The organism is Brevundimonas sp. TWP1-3, assembly GCF_049896085.1.
In the GTDB taxonomy this organism is placed as follows: Bacteria; Pseudomonadota; Alphaproteobacteria; order Caulobacterales; family Caulobacteraceae; genus Brevundimonas.
On record NZ_JAFCTP010000004.1, the window covers coordinates 24,674 to 47,216 of the forward strand.

The following is a 22,543-nucleotide window of genomic DNA, read 5'->3' on the forward strand; positions in this document are numbered from 1 at the left end:
CTCATCCCCGCGAAAGCGGGGACCCAGTGCTTTTGGGAGGCACGGTGCATGGGATCGCGAGCGAAGACATCATGGTGATGGCTATCGCCCAAAGGACTAGGTCCCCGCTTTCGCGGGGATGAGCGGGGAGGGGAGCGTGTCACGCCACCATCTCGAACGGTTCCAGCCCCGATAGCCGCAAGGCCACCGGCCGTTCCGGGATCGCGCGCGGCTTCAGCGGCGAGACTTCTTCGGCCACGTGGCGGATGTGGTCCGGCGTCGTGCCGCAGCAGCCGCCGACGATGTTGACCAAACCGGACGCCGCCCATTCCTCGATGAAGTGGGCGGTCTCGTGCGGTTCCTCGTCGTACTGGCCCATGGCGTTGGGCAGGCCGGCGTTGGGATAGGCGGCGACCAGGGTGTCGGCGACGCGGCTCAGTTCGGCGATGAAGGGCCGCATCAGGTCGGCGCCGAGGGCGCAGTTGAAACCGACGGCGAAGGGCTTGGCGTGGCGCACGCTGTTCCAGAAGGCCTCGGCCGTCTGGCCCGACAGGGTGCGGCCCGAACGGTCGGTGATGGTGCCGCTGATCCAGATGGGCAGGGTGTCCATGCCCTCGTCTTCCAGGTCCTTGATGGCCTTGATCGCGGCCTTGCAGTTCAGCGTGTCGGTGATGGTTTCGATCAGATACAGATCGACGCCGCCCTCGTTCAACGCCTTCACCTGATGGCGATAGGCCTCATAGACCTGATCGAAGGTGACCAGCCGCGCGCCGGGGTCGTTCACGTCGGACGACATCGACAGCATCTTGTTCAGCGGGCCGATGGAGCCGGCGGCGAAGCGCGGCTTGTGCGGCTCCTTCTCCGTCCAGCGGTCGGCGGCGGCGCGGGCCAGTTTGGCGCCTTCCAGATTGATGTCCCACACCGCCTGGGCGTCGAGGGCGTAGTCCTCCTGGGCGATAGTTGTGCCGGAGAAGGTGTTGGTCTCCGAGATGTCGGCGCCGGCGCCATAATACTGGTCGTGCAGGTCCGAGATGATGTCCGGGCGGGTGATGCAGAGGATGTCGTTGTTCCCCTTCATCTGGTGCTTCTCGTCATAGCCGTTGGCGACGACGAAACGGTCGGCGCGGAAGTCGGCTTCGGACAGGCCGCGACGCTGGATCATCACGCCCCAGCTTCCGTCCAGGACCAGGATGCGTTCCTTGGCCGCCTGATGCAGGGCGGCGATGCGTTGGGCGCGGTTCATACTTGATCCTCCACAGCGAGCGAAGCGAAGCGGGGGAGGGGGACCGCCCGAAGGGTGGTGGAGGGGGCGACTTCACACGCCGATGTCTGGGATCGCCCCCTCCACCACTTCGTGGTCCCCCTCCCCCGCGAAGAGGCGGGGGAGGATCTGGTCGTCGGCGTCATTGCGAGGCCTCACGCACGCCCAGCACGCGGCAGATCGCATAGACCAGATCGGCGCGGTTCAGGGTGTAGAAGTGGAAGTCGGAAAAGCCCTCCTCCTGCAGACGGGCGCAGGTCTCGGCGGCGACCGAGGCGGCCAGCAGCTTGCGGGTCTCGGGGTCGTCGTCCAGACCGTCGAAATGGGCCTTCAGCCAGTCGGGAATGCTGGTCCCGCAGGCGCCGGACATCCGGGTCAGACCGGCGAAGTTGGACACCGGCATGACGCCAGGGATCAGGGGAATGGTCACGCCCGCCGCCCGCACCCGGTCGCGGAAGCGCAGGAAAGCGTCAATGTCGAAGAAGAACTGGCTGACCGCACGCGTTGCGCCTGCATCGACCTTGGCCTTCAGCACCTCGATGTCGTGGTCGATGGAGGGGCTTTCGGGGTGGCGTTCGGGGTAGGCGCCGACCGTGACGTCGAACCCGCCGGCGCGGCTTATGGCCTGGGTCAGTTCGGTGGCGTTGGCGTAGCCGTCGGCGCGGGGTTGATAGACGCCGCCGATGCCGGAGCCGCCCGGCGGATCGCCGCGCAGGGCGACGATGTGATCGACGCCGATGGTCTTGTAGCCCGCGATGACCTCATCGACCTCGTCGCGGCTGGCCTCGACGCAGGTCAGGTGGGCGGCGGGACGCAAGGATGTTTCGGTGATGATGCGCTGGACCGTGCGATGGGTGCGCTCGCGGGTGGAGCCGCCAGCGCCATAGGTCACCGAGACGAAGGCGGGGTTCAGCGGCTCCAGCCGGCGGATCGCCTTCCACAGATTGGCCTCGGCCTCGTCCGTCTTGGGCGGGAAGAATTCGAACGAGACGCGCACGTCGTCGCGGTTGGACCCGGCGCGAGCGACAGGGCCCAGGGGCGACAGCAGCAGGGCGCGGGCGTCAGCTAAGGAAGCCATCAGGCGGTCTTTCTGTCCTGGACGCGGCGTTCCGCCGTCCAGATGGTCACGGTCAGGCCCTCGGCGTCGTGGGGCAGGGCGATGGGGGCGGACGGCGTCAGGCCGCCGTCCAGCAGCCAGCCGTTGATCTCGCTGTCGGCGAAACCCAGGCGGCGATGCTGATGCGCCTCGCGCATGTGTTCGAAGTCGTGGGGGGCGAAGTCGATGATGACCAGTCGGCCGTTCGGGCTGACCAGGCGAGCGGCCTCGGCGACGGCGGCGGACGGGTCGGACAGGTAGTGCAGAACCTGGTGCACGATCACCAGATCGGCGCTGGCGGCGGGCAGGCGGGTGGCGAAGATGTCGCCGTGACGCAGCTCGACCTTGTCCAGCCCAGCCTTGGTGACATTGGTGCGGGCGATGTTCAGCATGTTCTGGCTCAGGTCCAGCCCGACCGACATCTTGGCCTTCTTGCCGAATAGGGTCAGCATCCGGCCCGAGCCGGTGCCCAGATCGACGACACGTTCGAACGGTCCGGGGCCGACGGCCTTTTCCAGGGCGGCTTCGACGGCGGTCTCGCTGACATAGAGCGAGCGCAGGCGATCCCACTGGGGCGCGATCTGTTCGAAATAGGTGACGGCGGCTTCCTCGCGATCCCTGCGAACCTCGTCGAGGCGGCGGTGATCGGCCTCGCCGGCATCCTCGGCCAGGATGTCCAGCACGGTGTCGATCAGGCGGCGCGCCTGGGCGTCGTGCGACAGGCGGTAATAGACGCGGGCGCCGTCCGGGAAGCGTTCGATCAGGCCGGCGTCGGTCATCAGCTTCAGATGGCGCGACACGCGCGGCTGGCTCTGGTCCAGGATGCGCGACATCTCCATGACCGAAAGCTCCTCGCCGGCAAGCAGCGACAGGATGCGCAGGCGGGTGGGTTCTCCGGCTGCGCGCAGGGCTTCGACAGTCTGATCGGCGGACAAGCTCATATACTCATATAAAGATATCCTTATATGATTTGGCAAGCGAAATCGGTTCCTTGGCTAGGCCGCGACGGGAATAGTTCGTGCGTGCGTTCAAGGGTTCACAGCCCTTTTGGAGCAGTCCCATGCGTCGCCTGTTGATCACCGCCTTCGCTCTCGCCGCCGCCGGTCCGGCGCTGGCCCAGAGCGACTTTCCCAAACCGCCGATGCCGCAGATGTCCGGTCCGCCGATGGGTGCCCAGATGGGCGGGATGCGGCCGCCGGAACGCGAAAACCTGGCGCAGATGCAGGCGCGGATGACCCAGATGTTCGACCGGCTGGACGCCAATGATGACGATCTGGTCGATGCAAACGAACTGGCCAATGCGCGCGGCGGACGGATGCTGGCGCGGATGGATGCGGACGCGGACGGTCGGGTGACGCGAGACGAGTTCAACATCGGCGTCGACGCCCAGTTCAAGACGCTGGACAAGAACGGCGACGGCGTCGTGACAGCGGACGAACGCCCGTAGCGTCCGCGCTGAAGTCAGGCCACGGGCGTCTTCAGCGGTTCGCCCGCGAAATGCGCCTGAAGGTTCTGCATCAGCAGCATCAGCATGCCCTGCACCCCGGCAGTCGTCGCCCCAGCGGTGTGGGGCGTCAGGACGATGTTGGGCACGTCGGCCCAGCGGTTCGGGTCGGTCGGCTCCTTGATGAAGACATCCAGCGCGGCCTGGCCCAGGCTTCCTGATTTCAGGGCGGCGATCAGGGCGTCTTCGTCCACGACCTGACCGCGCGAGACATTGACCAGCAGACCTTCGGGGCCGAGCGCGTCGAGGATTTCGCGCGAGATCAGGCCGCGATTGGTCTCGTCGGCCTTGCAGGCGACGACCAGGATGTCGCTGGCCTTGGCGAGCGCAAACAGGCTGTCGGCGCGCGGCCATTCGGCGTCGTGCGGGCGGGGCCCCCACCAGCTGACCGCCATGCGGAAGGCCTCGGCGCGGTCGGCGACGGCCTTGCCGATATGGCCGAGGCCGACGATGCCAAGCTTCTGGCCGCCGAGGGAAGCGGTGATCGTGCGCGTCTCGGCGGTCCAATCGCCGGCGCGGACCTGACGGTCGCCCGAGGCGATCTGGCGGCGTGCGGCCAGGATCAGGCCCAAGGCGTGGTCGGCGACGTCCTCGTGATTGACGCCGGGGGCGTGGGTGACGGGAAGGCCCCGGGCCCGGCACCAGTCGATGTCGATGCCGTCATAGCCTGAGGTGAAACAGGCCAGCAGATCGAGGTTGGGCAGGCGTTCGATCAGCGCCTTGTCCAGCGCAGCCTCGCCAGCGACGATCATGACGCGGATGTCGTGGGCGGCCTCGATCGGCGGGCCTTCCCAGAAGCGATAGACGTCGTATGCGCTCTCAAGAAAGCCCGAGAGCGGGGCGAGATGCCGCTGCATGATGAGAACGGCTGGGCGTTGGGTCATGCAGCGGCTCCTCTTGTTCGATCAGGCGATCAGCGCCCGAACTTCTGGTGCTGGATGCGTTTGGGGATGATGCTGTCGGCGCCCAGGCGGCGCATCTTGTCCTGTTCGTAGGCTTCGAAGTTGCCCTCGAACCATTCCACGTGACCGTCGCCTTCGAAGGCGAGGATGTGGGTGGCCAGACGGTCAAGGAACCAGCGGTCGTGGGAGATGACCACGGCGCAGCCCGCGAAACCTTCAAGAGCCTCTTCGAGGTTCTGCAGAGTTTCGATGTCCAGGTCGTTGGTCGGTTCATCGAGCAGGATCAGGTTGCCGCCCGAGGCCAGGGTCTTGGCCAGGTGGACGCGGTTGCGCTCACCACCGGACAGTTGGCCGACCTTCTTCTGCTGGTCGCCGCCCTTGAAGTTGAAGCTGCCGACATAGGCGCGGGTGTTGATCTCGCGCTTGCCGACCATCATCACTTCGGTGCCGCCCGAGATGGCCTGCCAGATGGTTTCGTCCGGCTTCAGGTCGTCGCGCGACTGGTCGACATAGGCCAGCTTGACCGTTTCGCCGACCTTGACCGTGCCGCCGTCAGGGGTTTCCTGACCGGTGATCAGCTTGAACATGGTCGACTTGCCGGCGCCGTTGGGGCCGATGACGCCGACGATGCCGTTGGGCGGCAGCTTGAAGGTGAGGTTGTCGAACAGGGTCTTGTCGCCATAGGACTTCTTAAGGCCCTCGACTTCCAGCACGACATTGCCCAGGCGCGGGCCAGGCGGGATCTGAATGTGGGCGTGAGTCTGGGCGCCGCGCATCGATTCCTGCTCGTCGACCATCCGCTCGTAGGCGGCCAGACGGGCCTTGGACTTGGCCTGACGGGCCTTGGCGCCCGAGCGGACCCAGTCCAGTTCGCGGCTGAGGGCGCGCTGGCGGGCTTCGGATTCCGAGTTTTCCTGAATGACGCGCTTGGTCTTGGCTTCCAGCCACGAGGAGTAGTTGCCCTCGTGTGGGTGGCCCTTGCCGCGGTCCAGCTCCAGCGTCCACTTGGTCACCAGGTCCAGGAAGTAGCGGTCGTGGGTCACCAGGATGACGCAGCCGGGGAAGTTTTCCAGGTGATGCTGCAGCCAGGCGACGGATTCGGCGTCCAGGTGGTTGGTCGGTTCGTCGAGCAGCAGCATGTCGGGCTTGGACAGCAGCAGGCGGGCCAGGGCCACGCGGCGCTTCTCACCGCCGGACAGGTTGGCCGTTTCCCAATCGTCGGGCGGGCAGCGCAGGGCGCCCATGGCCATTTCGATGCGGCTGTCGATGTCCCAGACATCGCCGGCGTCGATCTTCTCCTGGAGGGCGGTCATCTCCTCCATCAGTTCGTCGGTGTAGTTCTCGGCCATTTCGGTGGCGATGGCGTTGAAGCGGTTGACCCACTGCTTCTCTTCACACCAGGCCTCGACGTTCTCGCGGACGTTCAGGCTGTCATCCAGCTTGGGCTCTTGTTCGAGGTAGCCGCGCTTGATGCCGTCGGCGGCTCGGGCCTCGCCCGTGAACTCGGTGTCCAGGCCGGCCATAATCTTCAGCAGGGTGGATTTACCCGAGCCGTTGACGCCCACGACGCCGATCTTGGCGTCGTTATAGAAGCTGAGCCAGATGTTCTCGAAGATCTTGCGGCCGCCGGGGAAGGTCTTGGTCAGACCCTGCATCTGGAAAATATATTGCTGCGCCATGAGGTGCGGTGCGCCCTTCGGGTTCGTCTGATTGGGGAGTTGGCCCGGATGTAGCGATCCTGACGCCCGAGAGCAAATAAGGCGAAAGCCGAACGCACCAAACGATGCCGCGCTAATTGAGCGCCTTCAGCAGGGCTGCGTGGAAGCGGTCGGGGTCCTGGGTCTGGGGCGCGTGGCCCAGGTTGGGGAAGTCGACCAGGGTCGCGTCTGGAATGGCCTCGGCGGTGCGGCGGCCAAGGGCGGGATATTGGCCGAGACGGGCCTGAATCTCGGGCGAGGCGCGGTTGGTGCCGGGGGCGGTGCGGTCCGTACCGCCGATGATCAAGGTGGTCGGGGCGGCGATGCGGGCGAACTCGTGCGCGATCGGCTGGGTGAAGATCATGTCCGAGGTCTGGGCCTGGTTCCAGGCGACGGCGTCGCCGCCCGGTCCGGCGTACATGCCCGCCAGCATGGCGACGGGTTCGTCGTATTCGGGTCGCCACTGGCCGTCGTAATAGACCTTCTGCTGATAGGCCTTGATGCTGTCGAAGCTGGTGCGGCGCTCGTTGGCGTAGGCGGCGTCCAGCGGGGCGTAGGGGACGCCTTCGGCCTGCCAGTCCTCAAGACCGATGGGATTGACCAGAACCAGATGCTCGACGGCGTCGGGATGCTGGATGGCGAACCGGCTGGCCAGCATGCCGCCCATCGAATGGCCGATCACCACGGCGCGGTCGATGTTCAGGCTGTCGAGCAGGCCCTTGGTATTGGTCGCCAGTTGCGGGAGGCTGAACTGATAGGCGGCGGGCTTGGAGGCTTTGCAGAAGCCGATCTGGTCGACGGCGATGACGCGGAAACCGGCCTCGGCCAGGACGCGGATGGTCGGGGCCCAGGTGGCGGCGCAGAAGTTCTTTCCATGCAGCAAGACCGCCGTGCGGCCGTTGGCCGGGCCGGTCGGGGCCACGTCCATATAGGTCATCTCCAGCGGCTGACGCTGGGAGGTGAAGGCATAGGTTTGGACCGGGAAGGGGTAGTCGTAGCCCTCTAGTCGGGGGCCGTAGGTCGGATGGTCCTGGGCCGACGCGGTTGTGGCCGCAAGGAGGAGGGCGAGGAAGGCGGGGAGGAGGGTGCGGATCATGACGAGGCCAACGGTAAAGGCTTGAGCGGCGTTCCGCCCCGCGACCCGTTGTCCGGTCAGCCGGCCGGCTTGACCTCAAGCAGTTCGACCGAGAAGCGCAGGGTCGAGTTGGGCGGAAGCTCGTCGCCTCCGACCCAGCGCGAGCCGTAGCCCAGCGAGGCGGGGATGACGAACTCGTAGATCTCGCCGACGCGCATCAGGGCGACGCCCTCGGTCCAGCCCTTGATGACGCGGTTCAGGGGAAACTCGGCTGGCTCGTTGCGGGAATAGGAACTGTCGAACTCGCGCCCGTCGATGAAGGTCCCGCGATAGTGGACCTTGACCGTGTCGGAGCCGGAGGGCTGGACGCCCTCGGGGTGGGCCTTGCCGACGCGGCGGTATTGCAGGCCGCTTTCGGTGGTGGTCCAGCCGTGACGCGCGCCGTTCCAGGCCAGATAGGCGGTGTTGCCGGCGTCCCAGGCTTCCTGTGGGGTCTGCCCGCCCTGGCCGGCTACGGCGGCCGCGGCATGGGCGGCGGCGGAGGCGGTCTCGGCGTAGGTGACGGGTTCGCCGCGCGTGGCGCAGGCGGACAGGGCGAGAAGGGCGAGCAGGGGCAGGGCGGTGCGTGTCATATGGCGACGCTAGATGACGTCGATGTCGGCGGCAACGGTATTGGGCTGCGGGAATGAAAAGGTTCCTCGGGGCCTTTATTTCGTCGCGAATGCGCGTATATGTGCGCGCTCCGCAACACTCCATATGAGTCTGCGCGCAAGCGCCGAGGCCCGGTCCGTCGCCCTCCGACCGAGCGAAGGCGCGGCTCCTTCCCAGGGAGCCGGTACATTTCAGGCGTCCTGGCTCGGCAGCGGGCCGAGGGTGGATGCCGAAACCCTGGCTGCGGACGCGGAAACGCGCGCCGTGGCTGCTGCATTTCACGCACGGTTTTCCCGGATCGTGCGCCATGGGAAACACTGAATGACTGACGTCGCCCACGATCTCGCCATCAACGGTCAGATCGCTTCCGCCACCTCGTTCACCGGCAAGAAGCGCATCCGCAAATCCTTCGGGCGTATCCCCGAAGCGGTGGCGATGCCCAACCTGATCGAAGTCCAGCGCGCCTCCTACGAACAGTTCCTGCAGCGTGAGGTCCGTCCGGGCGTCCGCAAGGAGCAGGGCATCGAGGCGGTCTTCAAGTCGGTGTTCCCGATCAAGGACTTCAACGAACGCGCCATCCTGGAATACGTCTCGTACGAGTTCGAAGAGCCGAAGTACGACGTCGAGGAGTGCATCCAGCGCGACATGACCTATGCCGCGCCGCTGAAGGTCAAGCTGCGCCTGATCGTGTTTGAAACCGACGAGGAAACGGGAGCCCGTTCGGTCAAGGACATCAAGGAGCAGGACGTCTACATGGGCGACATCCCGCTCATGACGGACAAGGGCACCTTCATCGTCAACGGCACCGAGCGCGTGATCGTCTCGCAGATGCACCGTTCGCCGGGCGTCTTCTTCGACCACGACAAGGGCAAGACGCACAGCTCGGGCAAGCTGCTGTTCGCCGCCCGCGTGATCCCGTACCGCGGTTCGTGGCTCGACTTCGAGTTCGACGCCAAGGACGTGGTCTATGTCCGCATCGACCGCCGCCGCAAGCTGCCGGCCACGACCTTCCTGATGGGTCTGGGCATGGACGGCGAAGAAATCCTGAAGACCTTCTACGAGACCGTGCCTTACGAGAAGCGCGGCGAGGGTTGGGTCACGCCGTACAAGGCCGAGCGCTGGCGCGGTGTGAAGCCGGAGTTCGACCTGGTCGACGCCGACACCGGCGAAGTGATCGCCCAGGCCGGCCAGAAGATCAGCGCGCGCGCCGCCAAGAAGCTGGGTGACACCACGACGTCGCTGTCGCTGGCCGCTGACGCCCTGGTCACCAAATATCTGGCCAATGACGCCGTCAACTTCGAGACCGGCGAGATCTTCGCCGAGGCCGGCGACGAGCTGGACGCCCCCACCATCGAAGTGCTGGAGCAAAACGGCTTCACCACCATCGAGGTGCTGGACATCGACCACGTCACGGTCGGCGCCTACATGCGCAACACCCTGCGGGTGGACAAGAACGACAACCGCGAGGACGCCCTGTTCGACGTCTATCGCGTGATGCGTCCGGGCGAGCCGCCCACCCCGGAAGCCGCCGAGAACATGTTCAACTCGCTGTTCTTCGACAGCGAACGCTACGACCTGTCGGCCGTCGGCCGGGTCAAGATGAACATGCGCCTGGAGACCCCCGAGGTTTCCGACGAGATCCGCGTCCTGCGCAAGGACGACGTGCTGAAGGTGCTGCAGATCCTGGTCGGCCTGAAGGACGGCCGCGGCGAGATCGACGACATCGACAACCTGGGCAACCGCCGGGTCCGTTCGGTCGGCGAGCTGCTGGAAAACCAGTACCGCGTCGGCCTGCTGCGGATGGAGCGCGCCATCAAGGAGCGCATGTCCTCGGTCGATATCGACACGGTGATGCCGCACGACCTGATCAACGCCAAGCCGGCCGCCGCTGCGGTTCGCGAGTTCTTCGGTTCGTCGCAGCTGTCGCAGTTCATGGACCAGACGAACCCGCTGTCGGAAATCACCCACAAGCGTCGCCTTTCGGCGCTTGGCCCGGGCGGTCTGACGCGTGAGCGCGCAGGCTTCGAAGTCCGCGACGTGCACCCGACCCACTACGGCCGCATCTGCCCGATCGAAACGCCGGAAGGCCCGAACATCGGCCTGATCAACTCGCTGGCCACCCACGCGCGCGTCAACAAATACGGCTTCATCGAGAGCCCGTACCGTCGCGTGAAGGACGGCGTGGCCCAGAACGAGGTGGTCTACATCTCGGCCATGGAAGAGTCGAAATACACGATCGCCCAGGCCAACATCGAACTGAAGAACGGCAGCATCGTCGAGGACCTGGTCCCCGGCCGGATCAACGGCGAATCCCAGCTGCTGAACCGCGACGCCGTGGACATGATGGACGTGTCGCCGAAGCAGGTCGTTTCGGTCGCCGCCGCCCTGATCCCTTTCCTGGAAAACGATGACGCCAACCGCGCACTGATGGGCGCGAACATGCAACGTCAGGCCGTGCCTCTGGTGCAGTCGGACGCGCCGCTGGTCGGCACCGGCATGGAAGCGGTCGTGGCCGTGGACTCCGGCGCCGTCGTGGTCGCCCGTCGTGAAGGCGTCGTCGAACAGATCGACGGCACCCGGATCGTCGTGCGCGCCACCGGCGACGTGGACGCCGCCCGCTCGGGCGTAGACATCTACCGCCTGTCGAAGTTCCAGCGTTCCAACCAATCGACCTGCATCAACCAGCGCCCGATCGTGCGCGTGGGCGACCAGGTGAAGGCCGGCGACGTCATCGCCGACGGCCCGTCGACGGACCTGGGCGAACTGGCCCTGGGCCGCAACGCCCTCGTCGCCTTCATGCCCTGGAACGGCTACAACTTCGAAGACTCCATCCTGATCTCGGAGCGCATCGTGCGCGACGACGTCTTCACCTCCATCCACCTCGAAGAGTTCGAAGTGATGGCGCGTGATACGAAGTTGGGCCCGGAAGAAATCACCCGCGACATCCCCAACGTCGGCGAGGAAGCCCTGCGCAACCTCGACGAAGCGGGCATCGTGGCCATCGGCGCCGAAGTCCAGCCGGGCGACATCCTGGTCGGCAAGGTGACGCCGAAGGGCGAAAGCCCGATGACCCCGGAAGAGAAGCTGCTGCGCGCCATCTTCGGCGAGAAGGCTTCTGACGTGCGCGACACCTCCCTGCGCCTGCCGCCCGGCGTCGCCGGCACGATCGTGGACGTTCGCGTCTTCAACCGTCACGGCGTCGACAAGGACGAGCGCGCCATGGCGATCGAACGCGCCGAGATCGAACGCCTGGGCAAGGACCGCGACGACGAGCTCAAGATCCTTGAGCGCAACGTCTATGGCCGCCTGAAGCCGCTGATCGTGGGCAAGAACGCCGTGTCCGGGCCCAAGGGCATCGGCCGTGGCGAGCTGACCGACGAGAAGCTGGCCGAGGTCAGCCGTGGTCTGTGGTGGCAGATCGCCCTGGACGACGAAAAGGCCATGGGCGAGCTGGAGGCGATGAAGCGCCAGTTCGAAGACGCTCGCAAGCAACTGGACCGTCGTTTCGAAGACAAGGTCGAGAAGCTGCAACGCGGCGACGAACTGCCCCCCGGCGTGATGAAGATGGTCAAGGTCTTCGTGGCCGTGAAGCGCAAGCTTCAGCCCGGCGACAAGATGGCCGGCCGTCACGGAAACAAGGGCGTCATCTCCAAGATCCTGCCGATCGAGGATATGCCGCACCTGGAAGACGGCACGCACGTGGACGTCGTTCTGAACCCGCTGGGCGTGCCCTCGCGCATGAACATCGGCCAGATCTTCGAAACCCACCTGGGTTGGGCCGCAGCCGGCCTGGGCAAGCAGATCTCCGGTCTGCTGGAAGCCTGGCAGGGTGGTGGTCAGAAGCAGGCCCTGATCGATCGTCTGACGCATATCTACGGCCCGGAAACCCCGCTGCCGCAGGATGAGGAAGAACTGATCGAGCTGGCGAAGAACCTGTCCAAGGGCGTGCCCTTCGCGACTCCGGTCTTCGACGGTGCGCACATCGGCGACATCGAACGCCTGCTGGAAGAAGCTGGTCTGAACAAGTCGGCCCAGTCGATCCTGTACGACGGTCAAACGGGCGAGCAGTTCAAGCGTCCGGTCACGGTCGGCTACATCTACATGCTGAAGCTGCACCACCTGGTCGACGACAAGATCCACGCCCGCTCCATCGGCCCGTACTCGCTCGTCACCCAGCAACCGCTGGGCGGCAAGGCGCAGTTCGGCGGTCAGCGCTTCGGGGAGATGGAGGTCTGGGCTCTGGAAGCCTACGGCGCCGCCTACACCCTGCAGGAGATGCTGACGGTGAAGTCCGACGACGTGGCCGGCCGGACCAAGGTCTACGAGGCCATCGTCCGCGGCGACGACAGCTTCGAGGCCGGCATTCCCGAGAGCTTCAACGTGCTCATCAAGGAAATGCGTTCGCTGGGTCTGAACGTGGAGCTGGGGAACTCGTAGGCGACGGGGAGAAATCCTCCCCCGTTGGGGGAGGGGGACCGCGTAGCGGTGGAGAGGGCTAGCCCCAGACACCGAACTTGCGGCGGGCCCCCTCCGTCACGGCGCGAAGAAGCGCCGCGCCACCTCCCCCGATGGGGGAGGATTGGTGGGTCTCCATTCTGAATTTTCGCGGCAAGTCCGCAGAAGGAAAACAAGATGAACCAGGAAGTCCTGAACATCTTCAACCCGGTCCCGGTCACCCCGACCTTCGACCAGATCAAGATCGCCCTGGCCTCGCCGGAGAAGATTCGGTCGTGGTCGTTCGGCGAGATCAAGAAGCCGGAAACCATCAACTACCGCACGTTCAAGCCCGAGCGTGACGGCCTGTTCTGCGCGCGTATCTTTGGCCCGACCAAGGACTACGAATGCCTGTGCGGCAAGTACAAGCGCATGAAGTACAAGGGCATCATCTGCGAGAAGTGCGGCGTCGAAGTCACGCTGGCTCGCGTTCGCCGCGAGCGCATGGGTCACATCGACCTGGCCGCCCCGGTCGCCCACATCTGGTTCCTGAAGTCGCTGCCGTCGCGCATCTCGCTGATGCTGGACATGGCGCTGAAGGACGTGGAACGCGTCCTGTACTTCGAGAACTACATCGTCACCGAGCCGGGCCTGACCCCGCTGAAGCAGAACCAACTGCTGACGGAAGACGAGTTCTACCGTTACCAGGAAGAGTTCGGCGACGACGGCTTCACCGCCGAGATCGGCGCCGAGGCCGTCCGCAACCTGCTGATGGGCATCGACCTGCACGCCGAGGCTGAAAAGCACCGCGGCGAGCTGGCGGACAGCCCGTCGGAAATGAAGGCCAAGAAGGCGTCCAAGCGCCTGAAGCTGATCGAGGCCTTCCTGGAATCGGGCAACAAGCCCGAGTGGATGATCCTGACCATCGTGCCGGTCATTCCGCCGGAACTGCGTCCTCTGGTGCCGCTGGACGGCGGTCGTTTCGCGACCTCCGACCTGAACGACCTGTATCGCCGCGTGATCAACCGCAACAACCGCCTGAAGCGCCTGATGGAGCTGCGGGCGCCGGACATCATCATCCGTAACGAAAAGCGGATGCTGCAAGAGTCCGTCGATGCGCTGTTCGACAACGGCCGTCGCGGTCGCGTCATCACGGGCGCCAACAAGCGTCCGCTGAAGTCGCTGGCCGACATGCTGAAGGGCAAGCAAGGCCGCTTCCGTCAGAACCTGCTGGGCAAGCGCGTCGACTATTCGGGCCGTTCGGTCATCACCGTGGGACCGGAACTGAAGCTGCACGAGTGCGGCCTGCCCAAGAAGATGGCGCTGGAGCTGTTCAAGCCGTTCATCTATGCGCGCCTTGACGCCAAGGGCCTGTCGGGCACCGTCAAGCAATCCAAGCGCATGGTCGAGCGCGAGCAACCCGCCGTCTGGGACATCCTGGACGAGGTCATCCGCGAACACCCGGTCCTGCTGAACCGCGCGCCGACGCTTCACCGTCTGGGCATCCAGGCGTTCGAGCCCAAGCTGATCGAGGGCAAGGCCATCCGCCTGCACCCGCTGGTCTGTACGGCGTTCAACGCCGACTTCGACGGCGACCAGATGGCCGTTCACGTCCCGCTGAGCCTTGAGGCCCAGCTGGAAGCGCGCGTCCTGATGATGTCGACGAACAACATCCTGTCGCCCGCAAACGGCAAGCCGATCATCGTGCCGTCGCAGGACATCGTCCTGGGCCTGTACTATCTGTCGCTGGTCAAGGACGGCGAGCCGGGTGAAGGCAAGCTGTTCGCCAACATCGGCGAGATCGACGCCGCGCTGGACGCCAAGGTCGTCACCCTGCACACGCGCATCAAGGCGCGCTGGACGGAACAGGACGCCGAAGGCAAGGAGATCACGAAGGTGATCGACACCACGCCGGGCCGGATGAAGCTGGCGGCTCTGCTGCCGCGCAATCCGAACGTCGGCTATCGCCTGCTCGAAAAGAACCTGACCAAGAAGGAAATCGGCAATCTGATCGACGTGGTCTATCGCCACTGCGGTCAGAAGGCGACGGTGATCTTCGCCGACCAGATGATGGGCCTGGGCTTCCGCGAAGCCGCCAAAGCCGGCATCTCGTTCGGCAAGGACGACATCGTGATCCCGGCCAAGAAGGTCGAACTGGTCGCCGAGACCCGCACCCAGGTCGAGGAGTACGAACAACAGTACGCCGACGGCCTGATCACGCGCGGCGAGAAGTACAACAAGGTGGTCGACGCCTGGTCCAAGGCGACGGATCGGATCGCCGACGCCATGATGGCCGAGATCGCGCAACCGCGCGTGCTGATCGAGGGTGAAAACCCCGACATCAACTCGGTGTTCATGATGGCCAACTCCGGCGCCCGTGGCTCGCAGGCGCAGATGAAGCAGCTGGGCGGCATGCGCGGCCTGATGGCCAAGCCTTCCGGCGAGATCATCGAGACGCCGATCACCTCGAACTTCAAGGAAGGCCTGACCGTCCTTGAATACTTCAACTCCACCCACGGCGCCCGTAAGGGTCTGGCCGACACCGCGCTGAAGACCGCCAACTCGGGTTACTTGACCCGTCGTCTGGTGGACGTTGCGCAGGACTCGATCGTCACCGAGATCGACTGTGGCTCGACGCGCGGCATCACGCTGCGGGCGGTCATGGAAGGCGGCGACGTGCTGGTCTCGCTGGGTCAGCGCATCCTGGGTCGCTACGCGGCCGAGGACATCAAGGAGCCGGGCACCGATAACGTCCTGTTCCCCGCCGACACCTATCTGGTGGAAGAGGTCGCCGAGGTCGTCGAGGCCGCCGGCGTCCAGTCGGTCAAGGTCCGTTCGGCCCTGACCTGCGAGGCGGAAGCCGGCATCTGCGCCCACTGCTACGGGCGTGACCTAGCGCGCGGCACCAACGTCAACATCGGCGAAGCGGTCGGCGTCATCGCCGCCCAGTCGATCGGCGAGCCGGGCACCCAGCTGACCATGCGGACCTTCCACATCGGCGGTACGGCGCAGGTGGCGGAAACCTCCTTCATGGAGGCGACCAACGCAGGCGTGGCCAAGATCACCGGCCCGACCGTCATCGCCGCCCACGGCGACCTGGTCTCCATGAGCCGCAACGTCATCGTGACCGTGGTCGTGGACGGCAAGGACCGCGAGACGCACAAGGCCCCTTACGGCGCCCGCATCCGCGTCAAGGAAGGCAGCGAGGTCAAGAAGAACCAACGTCTGGCGGAGTGGGACCCCTACACCACCCCCATCCTGACGGAAGTCGGCGGCATCATTCGCTTCGAGGATCTGGTCGAAGGCCTGTCGGTCAAGGAAGAAACCGACGAAGCGACGGGTATCGCCCAGCGCGTCGTCAGCGACTGGCGCGCAAGCCCGCGCGGTTCGGACCTGCGTCCGGCCATGGGCGTCACCCTGGGTGACGGCTACGCCAAGCTGGCCTCAGGCTCAGACGCTCGTTACCTGCTGCCCGTGGGCGCGGTTCTGTCCGTGTCGAACGGCGACGAGGTCAAGCCGGGCGAGATCATCGCCCGCGTTCCGACCGAAGGCGCCAAGACCCGCGACATCACCGGCGGTCTGCCGCGCGTCGCCGAACTGTTCGAAGCTCGCCGTCCCAAGGACTGCGCGGTCATCGCCGAAATGGATGGTCGCGTCGAATTCGGTCGCGACTACAAGAACAAGCGCCGCATCAAGATCACGCCGGAAGTCAACGCCGACGGCGTGCAGGCCGAACCGGTCGAGTTCCTGATCCCGAAGGGCAAGTACATCTCCGTCCAGGACGGCGACCTGATCCAGAAGGGCGACTACATCATCGATGGCAACCCGGATCCGCACGACCTGCTGCGCATCCAGGGCGTCGAGGCGCTGGCCGAGTATCTGGTGAACGAAGTGCAGGAGGTCTATCGACTGCAAGGCGTGCCGATCAACGACAAGCACATCGAAGTCATCGTGCGTCAGATGCTGCAGAAGGTCGAAGTCCTGGATTCGGGTGAAACCACCCTGATCCGCGGCGACACCGTCGAAGTCGCCGAAGCCGTTCTGGAAAACCAGAAGGTCGAGAAGCGTGGCGGCCGTCAGGCCACCACCCAGCCCGTCCTGCTGGGCATCACCAAGGCGTCGCTGCAGACCCGCAGCTTCATCTCGGCGGCGTCCTTCCAGGAGACCACCCGCGTCCTCACCGACGCCTCGGTCCACGGCAAGAAGGACATGCTGGAAGGCCTGAAGGAAAACGTCATCGTCGGCCGACTGATCCCGGCAGGCACCGGCGCCTACCTGCGCGCCCTGCAGAAGATCGCCAACGATCGCGACGCAGAGCTGACCCAGGCCCGCGAAGACTCGATCGAGCCGTTGCCGGCCGATCTGCAACTGGAGCTGGAGAGCAGCGAAAGCTGATCTTCCGTTTCGGAGGCGAAGACATGAAGGGGCGGCGCTGGAAACGGCGCCGCCCTTTTTCTATGGCTGACGGCGGCGTTCGCCTCGGTTGATCGTCGTCTCGGCGCCTTGGCGCATATCCACGCCGGGGACGCTGGGCAGCTGGGCGCCGGCGCAGCCCGTGCCAAAGTTCGATCCCACGCAGTCCGCCGGGCCAACCACGCCCACGCCGCCGGACAAGGGGCGGCGGCGTTGCTCCCATTCCGCCAGACGACGCGCACCCTCGCGGGCGAAGGCGGCGTCGCGCTCGGGATCGCCGGTGCCGGTGATGGGGGCGGCGTTCAGGCCGCGCCGCATGGCGTCGTCGCGGCAGTTGGCGCGCTCGGCAGTGCTGAGTTGCTGGGGCGTTGAGCAGCCGATCAGGCCTTGGCGCAGGGTGCGGGCCATGGCGTTCGAACGGTCGTTCGGATTGACCGTCCAGGCGTCGGGCGGGGCGGGGACGCCCTGGGGCGAGGGCGCGGCGATCCGGGGGCGAAGGGGCGCGGGGCGGACATCCTGCGGCGTCTTCGGGCGCGTAGACGGGGCGGCGACGATTTCGCGGGCGTTGCGAGGCGTCGTCGTGGCGTCGCTGGCGGGGGGCGTCTGGACCGGGATGCGCGGCTGCTCGTCGGGCAGGAGAGGGCGCGGCGTGATGTCGACATAGATCGGCGGCGGCTCTGAAACGAAGTCGGGTTTTTTGATGCCGGGCGCCGTGAACGACAGGAAGGCGATCAGGGCCGTGTTGATGACGACCGAGGCCGTCGCCAGCCCAGCCTTGCGCCAGTCGGGTCGTCTGGGGCGGGGCGGGGGCAGGGCGGTCATTCGCGGCGCTTTCTGAGATTGGGTAGGAAGCCGTCCCGCGAGGAGAATAGCTCGACTTGCACGTTCACGCCTTCACAACCGGCGACCGGGTTGGGCCGTTCGCACGGCGGATCGCCTCGGACGGGCATGGCGCGCTGCGCCTCCCACGCGGCCAGACGGCGCGCGCCGTGCCGGGTGAAGGTCGCGTCGCGCTCCGCATTCCCTGTCTCGACGATGGCGCGCGCGTTCTCGCGTCCGGCCCAGCGTTCCTCGCAGCGGCGTCGCGCGTCGGGGTACAGTCGGTGAGGAGCGTCGCAGGACAGGATCCCGGCGCCTGATCCCGGCGTGACCGACCCGACCCGCCACCTAGCGTCGATGGCTTCATCCGCGGCGGGACTGGCCGAGGGCGCGGAGGCCGGCGCGGTTTCTGAGATCTCCGATCCCGGCGAATCATTCCGCGTCGTGGGCGTCATATCGCGAGGCGGGGTGGCGGACGCAGGCCCGTCAGCGACGTGAGCCGTTGCTTGCGGCGCACGCGCCAGCCGTGGCCAGGCGTCATCCAGATAGACGATCATCGGTTCGCTTCGCAGCGGCCGATTGCGCGGACCGAGGTCGGTCAGGGACAGCAGGGCGATCGCGCCGGCGTTGAGGCCCACGGCGGTCGCCGCCAGCCCGGCCTTGCGCCAGTCTAGCTGTGCCCGCCCCGTTCGACTGATTGCAGTCGCGGTCATCGCCCCGTCACCCTTCGTTCGGATCAAGCTGGACGCGAAGCGTGGCGGGTTTCAGGCAACTTGCGGTTCTAATGGAGACGGCCAAGCTTTGAGGGACTGGGCGGCGGTGGCGAGGTGTTAACGCCGCCTCCTTGACCTTGGCCCCTATCGCGCGTAGAAGCCGCCCACTTTCGAGGCGTGGCCGGTTCGCCGGTTGCTGAGATCGTGACAACTTAACGGACGGCCTGTGCGCCGCCGGAACGCCCAAAGCGCGCGTTCCGGTTTTTCTGTTTGGGCGGTCATGCTCTCAGTCTCGATGACACCCGGGCGAGGGGATGGTCCCCCGTTCACAAGAAGGCGAGAGGCGCTTCGGTCGAAAGACACACGCCTCCATCAGAAGTCGAGATAAGTTTCGAATGCCTACGATCAACCAACTGATCCGCAAGCCGCGCAAGCCCAAGCCCACCCGTAACAAGGTGCCGGCTCTGGAGGGTTCGCCCCAGCGTCGCGGCGTCTGCACCCGCGTCTACACCACGACCCCGAAGAAGCCCAACTCGGCTCTGCGTAAGGTCGCCAAGGTCCGTCTGGCCAAGAACGGCTACGAAGCCGTTTGCTACATCCCCGGTGAAGGCCACAACCTTCAGGAACACTCGGTTGTTCTGATCCGCGGCGGCCGCGTGAAGGACCTTCCCGGCGTTCGCTACCACATCCTGCGCGGCGTGCTCGACACGCAAGGCGTCAAGGACCGCAAGCAGCGTCGTTCGCACTACGGCGCCAAGCGTCCGAAGTAAGCCATTCCTCTCCGGGCCGCCGCGCCCGGAGGCCTTTTCGAGATCTTCCCGGCGTGCGCCGGGCACTGCAAGGAATAATCTATGTCGCGTCGTCACCGCGCCCAGAAGCGTGAAGTTCTGCCGGATCCCAAGTTCGGGGACCTGATCGTCACCAAGTTCATGAACTACGTCATGTACGAAGGTAAGAAGGCCGTCGCCGAAAACATCGTCTACGGCGCCTTCGACATCCTGGCCGACAAGAAGAAAGACCAAGAGCCGGTCGCGACCTTCCACGCCGCCCTGGACAACGTCGCACCGTCGGTCGAAGTCCGTTCGCGTCGCGTCGGCGGCGCCACCTATCAGGTGCCCGTCGAAGTCCGCCCCGAGCGCCGTCGCGCCCTGGCGATCCGCTGGCTGGTCAATGCTGCGCGCAAGCGTGGCGAGAACACCATGACGGAAAAGCTGGCCGCCGAGCTGCTGGACGCCTCGAACAACCGCGGCACGGCAGTCAAGAAGCGCGAAGACACCCACAAGATGGCCGAAGCCAACCGCGCCTTCAGCCACTATCGCTGGTAAGCGTCTTAAAACCGCCAACTGCGGTCACTATCTAAGACTATCCGGCGCGGGCGGTTTGAGCTAAATCGCCCGCGCTCGCTTATCCGCACAGACCGATCTCCCGAGGGCGCTGTCCGCGTCCTGAGAACATTCCCAAAGGGCGCCGGTGGCGTCCGAATTTCTGGCAAGGCACGCTTTCATGGCCCGCACGCACGCGCTCAAGGACTACCGCAACTTCGGCATCATGGCCCACATCGATGCGGGCAAGACGACGACGACCGAGCGGATCCTATATTACACCGGCAAGAACCATAAGATCGGCGAAGTCCACGACGGCGCCGCGACCATGGACTGGATGGACCAGGAGCAGGAACGCGGCATCACGATCACGTCCGCCGCGACGACCGCTTTCTGGAAAGAAAAGCGCCTCAACATCATCGACACCCCCGGCCACGTGGACTTCACCATTGAAGTCGAACGTTCGCTGCGCGTCCTCGACGGCGCCGTGACGGTGCTGGACGGCAACGCCGGCGTCGAGCCGCAGACGGAAACCGTCTGGCGTCAGGCCGACAAATATTCGGTGCCGCGCATCGTCTTCGTCAACAAGATGGACAAGATCGGCGCCGACTTCGACGCCTCGGTCCAGTCGATCCGCGACCGCCTGGGCGCCAAGGCCGTGCCGATCCAGTTCCCGATCGGTTCCGAGTCCTCGCTGACCGGCCTGGTCGATATCGTCGAAATGCGTTCGGTCGTCTGGGACAACGACGCCCTGGGCGCCAACTTCACTGTCGGCGAGATCCCGGCTGACCTGGTCGACAAGGCCAATGAAGCCCGCCAGTACCTGATCGACAACGCCGTCGAACTGGACGACGAGGCGATGGAAGCCTACCTCGAAGGCACCGAGCCTTCGGTCGAAGTGCTGAAGAAGTGCATCCGCAAGGCCGTGCTGACCGGCGCCTTCTATCCGATCCTGTGCGGCTCGGCCTTCAAGAACAAGGGCGTGCAGACGCTGCTGGACGCCGTCGTCGACTACCTGCCGTCGCCGCTGGACATCCCGCCGACGCCGGGCATCGACTTCAAGACCGAAGAGCCCGTCGTTCGCAAGGCGTCGGACGACGAGCCCCTGTCGGTCCTGGCCTTCAAGATCATGGACGACCCCTTCGTCGGCTCGCTGACCTTCTGCCGCCTGTATTCGGGCAAGATGGAAACGGGCATGAGCCTGCTGAACTCCAGCCGCGACAAGAAAGAGCGCGTCGGCCGGATGCTGCAGATGCACTCCAACAACCGTGAAGACGTCAAGGAAGCCTACGCCGGCGACATCGTCGCCCTGGCCGGCCTGAAGGACACCCGCACCGGCGACACCCTGTGCGATCCGCTGAAGTCGCCCGTCATCCTGGAGAAGATGGAGTTCCCGGCCCCGGTCATCGAGATCTCGGTCGAGCCCAAGACCAAGGCCGACCAGGAGAAGCTGGGCGTCGCCCTGGCCAAGCTGGCTTCGGAAGATCCCTCCTTCACCGTCTCGACCGACCACGAGTCGGGCCAGACGATCCTGAAGGGGATGGGCGAGCTTCACCTCGACATCAAGATCGACATCCTGAAGCGCACCTACAAGGTCGAGGCCACCATCGGCGCGCCGCAGGTCGCCTATCGTGAATCGCTGGGCCGCAAGGTCGACATCGACTACACGCACAAGAAGCAGACCGGCGGTACGGGCCAGTTCGCCCGCGTCATGCTGACCTTCGAACCCGGCGAGCCGGGCTCGGGCTTCGTGTTCGAGAACTCGATCGTCGGCGGCGCAGTGCCCAAGGAATACATCCCCGGCGTCGAAAAGGGCCTGAACTCCATCAAGGACTCGGGTCTGTTGGCGGGCTTCCCGCTGATCGACTTCAAGGCGACCCTGACGGACGGCAAGTACCACGACGTCGACTCCAGCGTGCTGGCGTTCGAAATCGCGGCCCGCGCCGCCTTCCGCGAACTGAAGGAAAAGGGCGCTCCGAAGCTGCTTGAGCCGATCATGGCGGTCGAGGTCGTGACCCCCGAGGAATACCTCGGTTCGGTCATCGGCGACCTGAACGGCCGTCGCGGCATGATCCAGGGTCAGGACATGCGCGGCAACGCCACCGTCGTGAACGCCTTCGTGCCGCTGGCCAACATGTTCGGCTATGTGAACACGCTGCGCGGCATGTCGCAGGGCCGCGCCCAGTTCACGATGCAATACGATCACTACGAGCCGGTGCCGCAACACGTCGCCGACGAAGTGATCAAAAAGTACGCCTAAGCTTTCCCTTTTCGGAAAGCGGACCTATATGCGCCCGGACCGTAAGGACCGGGCGTCCTTAACCCCCAAACTGCAGGAACCCCGGTTCGGGGACCTTAGGAGCTAGAAAATGGCCAAGGAAAAGTTCGAACGGAACAAGCCGCATTGCAACATCGGCACGATCGGCCACGTTGACCACGGCAAGACGACGCTGACGGCTGCGATCACGATGACGCTGGCGAAGGCCGGCGGCGCGAAGGCTATGGCCTACGCTGACATCGACGCTGCGCCGGAAGAAAAGGCCCGCGGCATCACGATCAACACCGCCCACGTGGAATATGAGACGGCCAACCGTCACTATGCCCACGTCGACTGCCCCGGCCACGCCGACTATGTGAAGAACATGATCACCGGCGCCGCGCAGATGGACGGCGCGAT

16 protein-coding genes are annotated in these 22,543 nt (G+C 65.4%); 7 read left to right on the top strand and 9 right to left on the bottom strand.

Features of this window, described 5'->3' with window-relative positions:
* Nucleotides 1-139: 139 nt before the first annotated feature.
* The 3 genes from ACP693_RS17445 to ACP693_RS17455 form a co-directional block, all read right to left on the bottom strand.
* Nucleotides 140-1,222 (bottom strand): homocysteine S-methyltransferase family protein, encoded by a 1,083-nt coding sequence (locus ACP693_RS17445; RefSeq protein WP_426016388.1) that lies wholly within the window; start codon nt 1,220-1,222, stop codon nt 140-142.
* Nucleotides 1,223-1,382: 160 nt separating this feature from the next.
* Nucleotides 1,383-2,318, bottom strand: coding sequence for a methylenetetrahydrofolate reductase [NAD(P)H] (gene metF / locus ACP693_RS17450; protein WP_426016389.1), 936 nt, complete (start codon nt 2,316-2,318; stop codon nt 1,383-1,385).
* Entirely contained in the window at nt 2,318-3,277 is a 960-nt protein-coding gene (locus ACP693_RS17455) for an ArsR/SmtB family transcription factor (RefSeq protein ID WP_426016390.1), read from the bottom strand. The genes metF and ACP693_RS17455 overlap by 1 nt, the downstream gene beginning before the upstream one ends.
* 119 nt (nt 3,278-3,396) lie before the next feature.
* Between ACP693_RS17455 and ACP693_RS17460 the strand changes: the two genes are divergently transcribed.
* The gene (locus ACP693_RS17460) at nt 3,397-3,783 is read left to right on the top strand and encodes an EF-hand domain-containing protein (protein WP_426016392.1); all 387 of its coding nucleotides are present in this window, start codon (nt 3,397-3,399) and stop codon (nt 3,781-3,783) included.
* A 14-nt stretch (nt 3,784-3,797) separates the two neighbouring features.
* Here the strand turns inward: ACP693_RS17460 and ACP693_RS17465 are convergent, their stop codons facing one another.
* The 4 genes from ACP693_RS17465 to ACP693_RS17480 all read right to left on the bottom strand — a co-directional run bounded on the left by ACP693_RS17465 (nt 3,798) and on the right by ACP693_RS17480 (nt 8,146).
* Nucleotides 3,798-4,724, bottom strand: coding sequence for a 2-hydroxyacid dehydrogenase (locus ACP693_RS17465; protein ID WP_426016393.1), 927 nt, complete (start codon nt 4,722-4,724; stop codon nt 3,798-3,800).
* A gap of 29 nt (nt 4,725-4,753) precedes the next feature.
* Nucleotides 4,754-6,421: an energy-dependent translational throttle protein EttA gene (ettA, locus tag ACP693_RS17470; RefSeq protein WP_135195668.1), complete on the bottom strand. Its 1,668-nt coding sequence runs from the start codon at nt 6,419-6,421 to the stop codon at nt 4,754-4,756.
* Between the two features lie 112 nt (nt 6,422-6,533).
* The gene (locus ACP693_RS17475) at nt 6,534-7,535 is read right to left on the bottom strand and encodes an alpha/beta fold hydrolase (RefSeq protein ID WP_426016395.1); all 1,002 of its coding nucleotides are present in this window, start codon (nt 7,533-7,535) and stop codon (nt 6,534-6,536) included.
* A 56-nt stretch (nt 7,536-7,591) separates the two neighbouring features.
* Entirely contained in the window at nt 7,592-8,146 is a 555-nt protein-coding gene (locus ACP693_RS17480) for an FKBP-type peptidyl-prolyl cis-trans isomerase (protein WP_426016397.1), read from the bottom strand.
* Nucleotides 8,147-8,486: 340 nt separating this feature from the next.
* Here ACP693_RS17480 and rpoB point away from each other — a divergent pair, with 340 nt between their 5' ends.
* Entirely contained in the window at nt 8,487-12,602 is a 4,116-nt protein-coding gene (rpoB, locus tag ACP693_RS17485) for a DNA-directed RNA polymerase subunit beta (RefSeq protein ID WP_346495969.1), read from the top strand.
* Between the two features lie 195 nt (nt 12,603-12,797).
* Nucleotides 12,798-16,994, top strand: coding sequence for a DNA-directed RNA polymerase subunit beta' (gene rpoC, locus ACP693_RS17490; RefSeq protein WP_409718734.1), 4,197 nt, complete (start codon nt 12,798-12,800; stop codon nt 16,992-16,994).
* A gap of 60 nt (nt 16,995-17,054) precedes the next feature.
* Here the strand turns inward: rpoC and ACP693_RS17495 are convergent, their stop codons facing one another.
* Nucleotides 17,055-17,834: a hypothetical protein gene (locus ACP693_RS17495; RefSeq protein WP_426016400.1), complete on the bottom strand. Its 780-nt coding sequence runs from the start codon at nt 17,832-17,834 to the stop codon at nt 17,055-17,057.
* Nucleotides 17,831-18,544: a hypothetical protein gene (locus ACP693_RS17500; protein WP_426016401.1), complete on the bottom strand. Its 714-nt coding sequence runs from the start codon at nt 18,542-18,544 to the stop codon at nt 17,831-17,833. Before ACP693_RS17500 ends, ACP693_RS17495 begins: the two co-directional genes overlap by 4 nt.
* 395 nt (nt 18,545-18,939) lie before the next feature.
* Between ACP693_RS17500 and rpsL the strand changes: the two genes are divergently transcribed.
* From rpsL to ACP693_RS17520, 4 genes are all read left to right on the top strand, one after another.
* Nucleotides 18,940-19,314, top strand: a complete 375-nt coding sequence (gene rpsL / locus ACP693_RS17505; RefSeq protein ID WP_008260482.1) for a 30S ribosomal protein S12 — start codon at nt 18,940-18,942, stop codon at nt 19,312-19,314.
* Nucleotides 19,315-19,395: 81 nt separating this feature from the next.
* Nucleotides 19,396-19,869, top strand: a complete 474-nt coding sequence (rpsG, locus tag ACP693_RS17510) for a 30S ribosomal protein S7 (RefSeq protein WP_135195309.1) — start codon at nt 19,396-19,398, stop codon at nt 19,867-19,869.
* Between the two features lie 178 nt (nt 19,870-20,047).
* Nucleotides 20,048-22,126: an elongation factor G gene (fusA, locus tag ACP693_RS17515; RefSeq protein ID WP_135195310.1), complete on the top strand. Its 2,079-nt coding sequence runs from the start codon at nt 20,048-20,050 to the stop codon at nt 22,124-22,126.
* Between the two features lie 109 nt (nt 22,127-22,235).
* On the top strand, nt 22,236-22,543 hold a 308-nt coding region (locus ACP693_RS17520; protein ID WP_426050110.1), incomplete at its 3' end, for a GTP-binding protein.